Origin of the sequence: Aquabacterium sp. (assembly GCF_014378415.1) — a bacterium.
GTDB lineage: Bacteria > Pseudomonadota > Gammaproteobacteria > Burkholderiales > Burkholderiaceae_C > Aquabacterium.
The window spans coordinates 1-10328 of record NZ_JACMNS010000196.1; the positions used below are offsets into that span (position 1 = coordinate 1).

General features: G+C 64.9%; 7 protein-coding genes. 5 read left to right on the top strand and 2 right to left on the bottom strand.

Annotated features, from left to right (window positions below):
• On the top strand, positions 1-423 hold a 423-nt coding region (locus H7225_RS16930), incomplete at its 5' end, for a zinc-binding dehydrogenase (RefSeq protein WP_290663953.1).
• A 22-nt stretch (positions 424-445) separates the two neighbouring features.
• Positions 446-1291 carry an S-formylglutathione hydrolase gene (fghA, locus tag H7225_RS16935; RefSeq protein ID WP_290663955.1) on the top strand — a complete coding sequence of 282 codons (846 nt, stop codon included), beginning with the start codon at positions 446-448 and terminating at the stop codon, positions 1289-1291.
• 19 nt (positions 1292-1310) lie between these two features.
• Here fghA and H7225_RS16940 read toward each other — a convergent pair whose 3' ends face one another.
• Positions 1311-4985, bottom strand: a complete 3675-nt coding sequence (locus tag H7225_RS16940) for a hypothetical protein (protein WP_290663957.1) — start codon at positions 4983-4985, stop codon at positions 1311-1313.
• A 90-nt stretch (positions 4986-5075) separates the two neighbouring features.
• Here H7225_RS16940 and dbpA point away from each other — a divergent pair, with 90 nt between their 5' ends.
• The 3 genes from dbpA to H7225_RS16955 all read left to right on the top strand — a co-directional run bounded on the left by dbpA (position 5076) and on the right by H7225_RS16955 (position 9679).
• Entirely contained in the window at positions 5076-6494 is a 1419-nt protein-coding gene (gene dbpA, locus H7225_RS16945; RefSeq protein ID WP_290663959.1) for an ATP-dependent RNA helicase DbpA, read from the top strand.
• A 58-nt stretch (positions 6495-6552) separates the two neighbouring features.
• Complete coding sequence (locus H7225_RS16950; RefSeq protein WP_290663961.1) at positions 6553-7155, top strand: CatB-related O-acetyltransferase; 603 nt, start codon at positions 6553-6555, stop codon at positions 7153-7155.
• 97 nt (positions 7156-7252) lie between these two features.
• Positions 7253-9679 carry a YgiQ family radical SAM protein gene (locus H7225_RS16955; protein WP_290663963.1) on the top strand — a complete coding sequence of 809 codons (2427 nt, stop codon included), beginning with the start codon at positions 7253-7255 and terminating at the stop codon, positions 9677-9679.
• Between the two features lie 22 nt (positions 9680-9701).
• Here the strand turns inward: H7225_RS16955 and H7225_RS16960 are convergent, their stop codons facing one another.
• Positions 9702-10130, bottom strand: coding sequence for a DUF4431 domain-containing protein (locus H7225_RS16960; protein WP_290663965.1), 429 nt, complete (start codon positions 10128-10130; stop codon positions 9702-9704).
• Between the last annotated feature and the right edge of the window lie 198 nt (positions 10131-10328).

Consider the following 10328-nt stretch of genomic DNA (forward strand, 5'->3'; position numbering starts at 1 on the left):
ACGCATTTCATCAACCCGAAGGATGTTCAAGCCGCCGGCGGCAATGTGGTCGAAGCCATCGTTCAATTGTCCGATGGCGGAGCCGACTACAGCTTCGAGTGCATCGGCAACACCACCACCATGCGCCAGGCGTTGGAGTGCACGCACAAGGGCTGGGGCCGCAGCCTGATCATTGGCGTGGCCGAGGCCGGCGCCGAAATCAGCACCCGCCCCTTCCAGTTGGTGACCGGCCGCAAATGGGAAGGCTCGGCCTTCGGCGGCGCGCGCGGCCGCACCGACGTGCCCAAAATCGTCGACTGGTACATGGACGGCAAGATCAACATTGACGACCTGATCACGCACAAGCTGTCGCTGGACCAGATCAACGAAGGTTTTAATTTGATGAAGAGCGGCGAATCTATCCGCTCGGTGGTGATGTACTGAACGACAGCGGCGGGCCGATCACATGACCATCGAAATGCTCAGCGAACACGCCTGCTTTGGCGGCGTGCAAGGCTTCTACCAACATGCCTCCAGCACCATCGGCCTGCCGATGCGCTTTGGCGTGTACCGGCCACCGCAGGCGCTGAGCGCGCCCAGCACGCCCGTGCTTTTTTACCTCGCCGGCCTGACCTGCACCGAAGAGACCTTCGCCATCAAGGCCGGCGCGCAGCAATGCGCCGCCGAGCATGGCCTGATCCTGGTCAGCCCCGACACCAGCCCGCGCAACACAGGCGTTGATGGCGCCGATGCCAGCTGGGATTTCGGCACGGCGGCGGGCTTCTACCTGGACGCGACGGCCGAGCCCTGGGCTCAACACTGGCGCATGGAAAGCTATTTGACCAAAGAGTTGCTGCCTTTGGTGATGCAGCACTTCAAGGGCGATGCCGCGCGCACCGGCATCTTTGGCCACTCGATGGGCGGCCATGGCGCTTTGACCCTGGCGCTCAAGCACCCATCGTTGTTCAAGAGCGTGTCGGCCTTTGCACCGATCGCTGCACCCACCCAATGCCCTTGGGGCCGCAAGGCGCTGCAAGGCTACCTGGGCGACGAGTCTTCAGAATGGGCGCGGCACGACGCCACCGAATTGGTCAAAAGCGGCGCCAGATGCCCATCCATCCTGATCGACCAGGGCCTGGCAGACAAGTTCCTGGCCGAGCAGCTGCACCCGCATTTGCTGGAAGCCGCCTGCCAGCAGCACGGCCAGCCCATCACGGTGCGTCGGCATGAAGGTCATGACCACGGCTACTACTTCATCAGCACCTTCATGCGCGAGCACATTGCTCACCACGCCTCGACCCTGCAAGACTGAGGTGCTTTGGCCGCGGGCCTCACGCCCGCCCCGCAACGGGCTTGTTGGACGACGTCTGCTGCAAGATGGGCGGCAACCACAACTCGATCACGCCAGGCCTCCGGTTGAGTGACTTGGGCAGGTCGCGGACCCACACCTTGTCCGCCGATTCACCCGGCCCCACCCAAGGCAGGCCCAGCAAGCCCGCCATGGCTTTGGCACAAGCCCGGCTGCCCGGGTCATGGAGCACAAAGGTGGGCTGAGGCCATGGGGCCGGCCGACGCTGCTGGCGCACCTGGGCACTGAGGGTGACGTTCTCGATGGGCGCCACCTGGACCAGCTCACCCGCCTGGGCCTGCAGCGTCTGGCGCAAAGCTGTGGCCGGCGCGCGAGAAAATTCGTCATAAACCTGCACATACAAGATCGTGTTGCCCTGCGGCCGACGGCAGGCCTCCAGCGACACAGAGGCGGGCGCGGTGGCCACCACCACTGGCACGTCCTTGGGCATGCCCACGGGCGCTGGCTCACGAAAAACCTGGGCAGTGGTGGTGGTCAGCGGCCCCTTGGCGCTCCAGTTTTTCAACTGTTGCCACACGGCCTCGGCCGCCAAGGCCTGGCCACCCGGCGAGTTGCCCGAATCCCAATAGCTCAAAGCCGAGCTGGCGGGCTGGAAAGACGACACCAATTGCAGCTCGCTGCGCATGCGCAAGGCGGTGGCCGGGCATTCGGCCTCGGTGGCCAGCGGTTTGGCAAAGTCCGTGGCAATGCGCGCGGCCACCAGGTCCACACCCTCGCGTTCCAGCAAACTCAGCAAGGGGCTGCCCCGCATCACCTGCAGCAGCGTCTTCGTCTGCACATACAGGTACTCGGGCATCTTGGGGCAGTTGGCATCCATGCCCTGCAAGCCTTTGGACACCTCGGCGAACAGCTTGCTGGCCTCGGTGCGCGACTCGGTCTCCTTGCGCTGCACCTGCTCGATGGTTTGCCAGGCCGACAGGATCAAGGTGCCCGAGGCCCCCAGCCCCAAGGTCGCGCCAATGGCGGTGGCGCGGGCCGTGCGGCGCCACCAAGGGGCCGCCTGGGCTTTGTCGGGCGCATCCTTCGCCTCCTTCGCGTCGTTCAGGCGCGCGGCCACGCGGATGCCATGGTGAGCGGGGCTGCGCCAACCGGGCAACTGGGCCAACCAGGTCTCGTGCATGGCCAGGCCGAAATCCTCGCCCAGGCGGTGGTAGCTCTCCCATTGGGCCTCGTCGAAAGACTGGTCGCCGGTGGACTCGTGCGGGAAGTCTTCGTGCTTTTGCGCGTAGGCCAGCACGTCCACGTCCAGCGCGTTGTGCAGATTGGGCTTGACGACCAACAGCGTGCCCTCGGGTCGCTTCAACACCGTCTGGCCATCATCGCCCTTGACCAGGCGCTCGCGGTAGCGAATGCGTGCCAGCAACACGCCTCGGCAAGAGTGGTTGTTGGTCACGTCCTCGGGCGACAACACGGTCAGGCCGCCCTCGCAATCGGAGGTGAACAGGCGGCTGGCCTCTTCCCGCGAGTAGAAATCGATCTCGGCCCCGAAGTCGATGCGGGCCTTGCGCACCAGGTTTTCGACGTCGCCAAACTCGTAGCGCGGATCGCAACTGGCATCGGACAGGATGACGAAATCCAGCTCGCGCTTGACCAGTGCATACACGCCGGTGTTCTCGAAGTGCCCGCCGTCTGACAGGTACCACCAGGGCCGATCGCCGCCAAAGTAGACGGCCGAGGCCTCACTGGCCAGCATCAGTGGCTTGGGCAGGAATCGCCATGACAGGTGACTGAGCCAACGCAAAGGCACGAGGGCGCCCGGCGAACGAATCCAATGGCCCAGGCGCACCCCCAGGAAGTAAAGCAACAAGGCCAGCCCGCGCGTGGTGTAAGCGCCCGCGCCTGGCGAGGCCGCCGCGCCGGACACCGCCACCCACCGCCCCAACGTGCCGACATCGTGCTCAGGTTTCATCGGGATGAAGCACGAAGGGCCCACCTCCAGGCCGCGCCAGGTGGCCGTGACCGCCGCACCCTTGCGGTCGGCGTTGTACAGGCCGCTCAGGTCATCACGCGTCTGGTTCAGGCAGGTGTTGACCAGGTGGATGGGGCCACCGCGCAGCTCGGGCTGGTAATGCCGCAAGCCCATGTCATCACCATCTTCCACCGCCGTGACATCGGCATTGCCAGTGGGGACGTCCCCATCCAGCCCTCGCCTGGGATTGCCCACGGCCAGGTAAGCGCGGGTCAAGCGCGCCCGGTAGAAGCTGTGCAGCGACGAGGTGTTGGGCATCTGGGCATTGCCTGCCGTGAGCGCCACCCACGTGAACCACACCAGGGCCACCAGCGCCGCCCGCATCCACGAAGGCGTGTTGATCAGCGGCGCGAAGGTGTCAGGCGCGAAGACGAACCATTGCAGCAAAACCAACCAGCCCAGCACCAGCGCCAACAGGCCCGCCAGGCTGCCCACATTGATCAGGCGCGGCAGCCATTCGCGCGCGCGGCCACCGGCCTCGGCCGCCATCTGCTGCAAAGGTTGCACCATGGTGCGCAAGCCCAAAGCCACCAGGCCACCGAAACCCACGCCACGCCACAGGTAGTTGTCATTGCCCGCTTGGGATTGAAGCTCTTCGAGCAACCACCAGCTCAGCACATCGAGCGCCCCCAAGCCCGCGACGGCGCACGCCCCCAGCGTGACCATGCGCAAGGCCCGGGTGAGCGCATTGCGCAAACGGGCCACGGCCAGGGCATGGGGATCGCCACTGAAGAACAACCAGCCTTGCGCCAGCGATTGCCCCACCGTGATCGACAGCAAGGCCAGCACGGCCGCGCTGGTGGCCGTCAGCCCATCGTGGCAGGGGTCAAGCAGTTGCGCCGCGATCGACCAACGCACCAACCCCCAGGTCCCCAAGGCACAGCCCAGCAGGAACAGCACATCGCCCACACTGGGGCCCGCGGACTTGGCCCCGGGGTTGGCCGTGTCACGCGCCGCCCAGTAGCCCGAGATCAGCCCCGGCGCGGTGAGGAGCCACCCGGCCAAGGCCAGCACCCACCAGGGCGTCTGCCAGAAAGCCCAGCCCTTGGGGTCCAACAACTGGGTGCTGTGCTGCAACAAGTGAGGTGCGACCACGATCAGGCCGACCAGCATGCAGGCCACCATGAACTCCGCGTGGATGGCCAGCACGGCGCGAAGGTAGGTGACCACCGCCGTGCCCCAATCGCGCGAACCCGAGGTCGACAGGTAGCGGCCATTGCGCCGCAACCACTCCAGCACCGGCGAGGACGCGTCGGCCATCAAGGACTGCGCACGCGCGATGCCAAAACTGGACACCAGGCGCCCGAACATGCCCCCGATGTAGCCCCCGCCCGACACCGTGGACAGGTAATCAAAGCGCCCCAGCAAGCCATCGGCGTCCAGCCTGCGTTGATCGGCGGTCACGCCGCCAGGCCCGCCATGCCGGTTTTGGGCCAGACCGCGCATCAGGCCCAAGGCAAAGGTGGCACTGCGCACACCGCCGCCCGACAAAGCCAGCCCCACCCGGGGCAGCTTCAACTCAGCCTCCGCGTGGACCGAGGCCTTGCCCAACACTTGCAGCCTGCGTGCCTGCAAGGCTTCTTTTTCGGCCGCCTGCAAAGGCGATCCGGCGCCCGGGTGCACCGCTTGGCCAGGATGTTCAAGTGAGGATTGGAGGGAAGAGATCATGCCCGATGCTGCTGCATATTGAAGCAACTGCCAACCAATCCGGGGGCGACAAATTAGGGGGTTGCAGGCCCAACGCGGATAATCCGCCACATGAACGCCCCCACACCGACCGCCAAGACCTCCGCCGACCAGCCCTTCAGCGTCCTGCCCCTGGCCCCCGCCATGCTGGACAACCTGACGCAACTGGGTTACCTGACCATGACGCCGATCCAGGCCGCCAGCCTGCCCATCGCGCTGGCCGGACATGACCTGATCGCCCAAGCCAAGACGGGCAGCGGCAAGACCGCCGCCTTCGCCCTGGCCCTGCTCACGCGCCTCGATCCCAAGAATTTCGCGGTGCAAACCATGGTGCTGTGCCCCACGCGTGAGCTGGCCGACCAGGTCACGCAAGAGATCCGCCGCCTGGCCCGCTTCGAGGACAACATCAAGATTCTGACGCTGTGCGGCGGCACGCCCATGCGCGGCCAGATCGAAAGCCTGGAGCACGGTGCGCACATCGTCGTTGGCACGCCCGGCCGCCTGATGGACCACCTGGAGCGCGAAACCCTGAACCTCTCAAGCCTGAACACCCTGGTGCTGGACGAGGCCGACCGCATGCTGGACATGGGCTTCTTCGACGACATCGTCAAGGTGGCCAAGCAATGCCCCAAGGACCGCCAGACCCTGCTGTTCTCAGCCACCTACCCCGAAGGCATCGCCAAGCTCAGCGCCCAGTTTTTGCGCAACCCGCAAGAAGTGAAGCTGACCCAGCAGCACGACGACAGCAAGATCCGCCAGCGCTGGTACGAAATCACCGAGACCGAACGCCTGCACACCGTGGCGCTGCTGCTGCAGCACTACCGCCCCGTCAGCACTTTGGCGTTTTGCAACACCAAGCAGCAATGCCGCGACCTGGTCGATGTGCTCAAGGCCCAAGGCATCGAAGCCCTGGCCCTGCACGGTGACCTGGAGCAACGTGACCGCGACCAGGTGCTGATCCAATTTGCCAACCGCAGTTGCTCGGTGCTGGTGGCCACCGACGTGGCCGCGCGCGGCCTCGACATCGCGCAACTGGAAGCCGTCATCAACGTCGACATCACGCCCGACACCGAAATCCACGTGCACCGCATCGGCCGCACGGGCCGCGCCGATCAAAACGGCTGGGCCCTCAACCTGGCCACGATGAACGAGATGGGCCGCGTCGGCAACATCGAAGTGGCACAGGGCAAACAGTCTGAATGGCACCCGGTCAGCGAACTGACGCCCGCCAGCAGCGAGCCCCTGCTGCCCCCGATGATCACGTTGCAGATCCTGGGCGGCCGCAAGGAAAAGATCCGCCCCGGCGACGTCTTGGGTGCCCTGACCGGCGAGGCGGGCTTCACCGGCGCGCAAATCGGCAAGATCAACGTGAACGACTTCCACACCTATGTGGCGGTAGAGCGCAGCATTGCCCGCCAAGCCGTCAGCCAGCTGTCGGCCGGCAAAGTGAAGGGCAAAAAGGTCAAAGTTCGCTTCCTGAACGAGCTCTGAACCCCAGAGCCCCCCGTGTATAAAGCTGCCATCCCGCGAGAACAGGACACCCCCCAACATGACCGCCATTGACCCCAGCCTGCCCCGCTACGGTGTGATCGGGAACAGCAAGATCTCATACGGGCGGTTCAGCTACGGCACGCACTACCTGTCCATCCACCAATGGGGCGAAGGGGCCTCGTTCAGCATGGGCAGCTTCTGCTCCATCGCCTCCAACATCACCGTCTTCCTGGGTGGCAACCACCGCACCGACTGGATCACCACCTTCCCTTTCGGGCACGTGTTCCAGGAGCAACTGGGTGGCATGCACATCAAGGGCCACCCCGCCACCAAGGGTGATGTGGTCATCGGCAACGACGTCTGGCTCGGGCACCACAGCACCATCATGTCGGGCGTGACCATCGGCGACGGCGCCGTCATCGGTGCCTACGCCGTCGTGGCCAAGGACGTCGAGCCTTACGCCATCGTGGGCGGCAACCCCGCCAAGCACGTGAAATTCAGGTTCGAGGCCGACATCCGCGAGCTGCTGGGCCAGTTGCGATGGTGGGATCTGCCGGTGGAAGACATCAAGATCATCGCCGACAAGCTGTCCAGCGCCCCCACCGTCGAGCTGTTGCAAACCTTGATCGACACCTACAAAAACACGCACCGCACACCCTGACGGCGGGCTCCGGGCAACCACCCTACTCAAAATAGGGCCATGGATTTGCCCTAAAAGTGGACAATAGAGGGTTGCCCTTCCGTTAGCGCCCTCCGCCATGTCTGCCACCGCCTCGCCCATCACCGTCCCCAAAGCTGAAAAAACCCTGAACGGCTACCGCCCGTACTGGGCCAAGCGTTTTGGCACGGCCAAGTATTTGCCCATGAGCCGGGACGAAATGACTGCGCTCGGCTGGGACAGCTGCGACATCATCATCGTCACCGGTGACGCCTACGTGGACCACCCCAGCTTCGGCATGGCCGTGATTGGCCGCATGCTGGAGGCGCAAGGCTTTCGCGTGGGCATCATCGCGCAACCCGACTGGCAGAGCGCCGACCCCTTCAAGGTGCTGGGCAAGCCCAACCTGTTCTATGGCGTCACCGCCGGGAACATGGACTCGATGATCAACCGCTACACGGCCGACCGCAAGATCCGCAGCGACGACGTGTACACCCCCGGCGGCCAAGGCGGCAGCCGCCCCGACCGCGCCTCGCTGGTCTACGCGCAGCGTTGCAAGGAAGCCTACAACGACGTGCCCATCATCATGGGCGGCATCGAAGGCTCGCTGCGCCGCATCGCGCACTACGACTACTGGCAAGACAAAGTCCGCCGCTCCATCCTGGCCGATGCCAAGGCCGATCTGCTGCTCTACGGCAACGCCGAGCGCGCCATCGTCGAGATCGCGCACCGCCTGGCCGCCAGAGAGCCCATCGAGCAGATCACCGACGTGCGCGGCACCGCTTTCATGCGCCGCACCAACGACCCCACAGCCGCCGGCTGGTTCGAGCTCGACTCGTCCGATGTCGACATGCCCGGCCGTGTTGACGAACACATCAACCCCTACCAATCGACGTCCGAGCAGGCCGAGGCCCAGGGCACCACCTGCGCCAAGGAAGATGCCGCCAAGGCCGGTGGCCCGCCCGCTCCGGTCCTGGTCGATGGCGGCAAAGTCGATGGCAACAGCGGCATGGCCGCCGCCATGGGCAGCGGCGTCAAGCCCATCGCCTTCGTGCGCAACCCCCTGAGCGTGGTCAAGCCCACCGGCAAAATCAACATGCCGCCGCGCGACCGCACCGTGATCCGCCTGCCGTCTTACGAACAGGTCAAGAGCGACTCGGTTCTATACGCCCACGCCAACCGCGTGCTGCATTTGGAAACCAACCCCGGCAACGCGCGCGCCCTGGTGCAGGCCCACGGCCACCGCGACGTGTGGATCAACCCGCCGCCCATCCCGCTCACCACGGCCGAGATGGACTTCACGTTTGACTTGCAATACGCCCGCTCGCCCCACCCCGCGTATGCCGACGAGAACGGCGGCCATGACGGCGCCACCAAAATCCCCTCGTGGGAGATGATCCGCTTCAGCGTCAACATCATGCGCGGCTGCTTCGGCGGCTGCACCTTCTGCTCGATCACCGAGCACGAAGGCCGCATCATCCAGAGCCGCAGCGAAGACTCGGTCATCAAGGAAATCGAAGCCATCCGCGACAGCGTGAAAGGCTTCACCGGGGTCATCTCCGACTTGGGCGGCCCCACGGCCAACATGTACCGCATCGGCTGCAAATCGCCCGAGATCGAGGCCGCCTGCCGCAAGCCCTCGTGCGTCTACCCCGATGTGTGCTCCAACCTGAACACCGACCACGGCCCGCTCATCAAGATGTACCGCCGCGCGCGGGCCTTGAAGGGCGTCAAGAAGATTTTGATCAGCTCGGGCCTGCGTTACGACCTGGCCATCAAATCACCCGAGTACATCAAAGAGCTGGTCACCCACCACGTGGGCGGCTACCTCAAGATCGCGCCCGAGCACACCGAGCAGGGCCCGCTCACCAAGATGATGAAGCCGGGCATCGGCAGCTATGACCGCTTCAAGCAGCTGTTCGAGAAGTTCAGCGAAGAGGCCGGCAAGAAGCAGTACCTCATCCCCTACTTCATCGCCGCCCACCCGGGCACCAGCGACGAAGACATGATGAACCTGGCCATCTGGCTCAAGCGCAACGGCTTCAAGGCCGACCAGGTGCAGACCTTCTATCCCTCGCCCATGGCCACCGCCACGGCGATGTACCACACCGGTCGCAACCCGCTGCGCAAGGTCACCCGCGACAGTGAGACCGTCGACATCGTGCGCGGTGACCGCCGCCGCCGCTTGCACAAGGCCTTCCTGCGCTACCACGATGCCAACAACTGGCCCTTGCTGCGCGAAGCTTTGAAGACCATGGGCCGCGCCGACCTGATCGGCAATGGAAAGCACCACCTGATCCCGACCTACCAGCCGGTGCTGGACGGCAGCTACCAGACCGCGCGCCGCAAGAACTCGACCCCCACCGGGGCCATGAAAACGTCGCCCGTGACCAAGGGCCGCATCCTGACGCAGCACACCGGCCTGCCCCCGCGCGAGACAGGCGCCAGCGCATCGCCCACCCGCTCAGTGAAAAGCGTGGGTGGCGGCATGGCCCACAAGGCCATTGGGAGCAAGAAACCGCGTTGATGTGAGCGTGGTGGACGGGGTGTCAGTGCTGCCCCGCCAGATCCTCGATGCGATCGACCTCCAGCAGCACCGGCACATGATGGTGGCCGCTTTCTGCAAACATCAGGCGGCCCCTCACACGGTAGGCATGCTTTGCCGCTGAGGGCACGAGATCATCGGTGTCCAGCAACTGCACGGTCTTAATGTCGCGGTTCCTCAGCCGATGGTCATCTACACCCGGTGCCCGAACACACAAAGCCCGTGTCAAATGCAACACCGGCATGACCTCGCGGGCATCACCCCGGCGCACGCTTTCGTAGTTCGGCGGGCCAGCAAAGGTCTGGTGCGCCAAGCGCCCGGTGAGCGATACCTGCTCATGCGCTTCATGGCACACCTTCCTGGCCCAGGTCGAGGCCGGTGAGCCGCAAACCAGCAACGCCCCCATCACTGCCGCACATCGCGTGGTCAACATGGCCCGCATCAACCGATGCCTCATGCGGCCAACGCCAACGCATCAAGGTTGTTGGCGCGCACGTAGTTTGTCATGACTGGGCTCCCTGATTGATTTCAATTCGGGCAGCCTAGCCAGACGCCCCCTTCAAGGCACTCCTCCTGTGGAGGGGGTTTTGACCCAGCGCTACGACTTCAGCAAAGCCAGAAACTCATCCGA

Bases quoted from the DNA above. Each gene is read 5' to 3' on its own strand.
- dbpA (WP_290663959.1), top strand. From the start codon at position 5,076: ATGAACGCCCCCACACCGACCGCCAAGACCTCCGCCGACCAGCCCTTC.
- H7225_RS16955 (WP_290663963.1), top strand. From the start codon at position 7,253: ATGTCTGCCACCGCCTCGCCCATCACCGTCCCCAAAGCTGAAAAAACC.
- H7225_RS16950 (WP_290663961.1), top strand. From the start codon at position 6,553: ATGACCGCCATTGACCCCAGCCTGCCCCGCTACGGTGTGATCGGGAAC.
- H7225_RS16960 (WP_290663965.1), bottom strand. From the start codon at position 10,130: ATGTTGACCACGCGATGTGCGGCAGTGATGGGGGCGTTGCTGGTTTGC.
- H7225_RS16940 (WP_290663957.1), bottom strand. From the start codon at position 4,985: ATGATCTCTTCCCTCCAATCCTCACTTGAACATCCTGGCCAAGCGGTG.
- fghA (WP_290663955.1), top strand. From the start codon at position 446: ATGACCATCGAAATGCTCAGCGAACACGCCTGCTTTGGCGGCGTGCAA.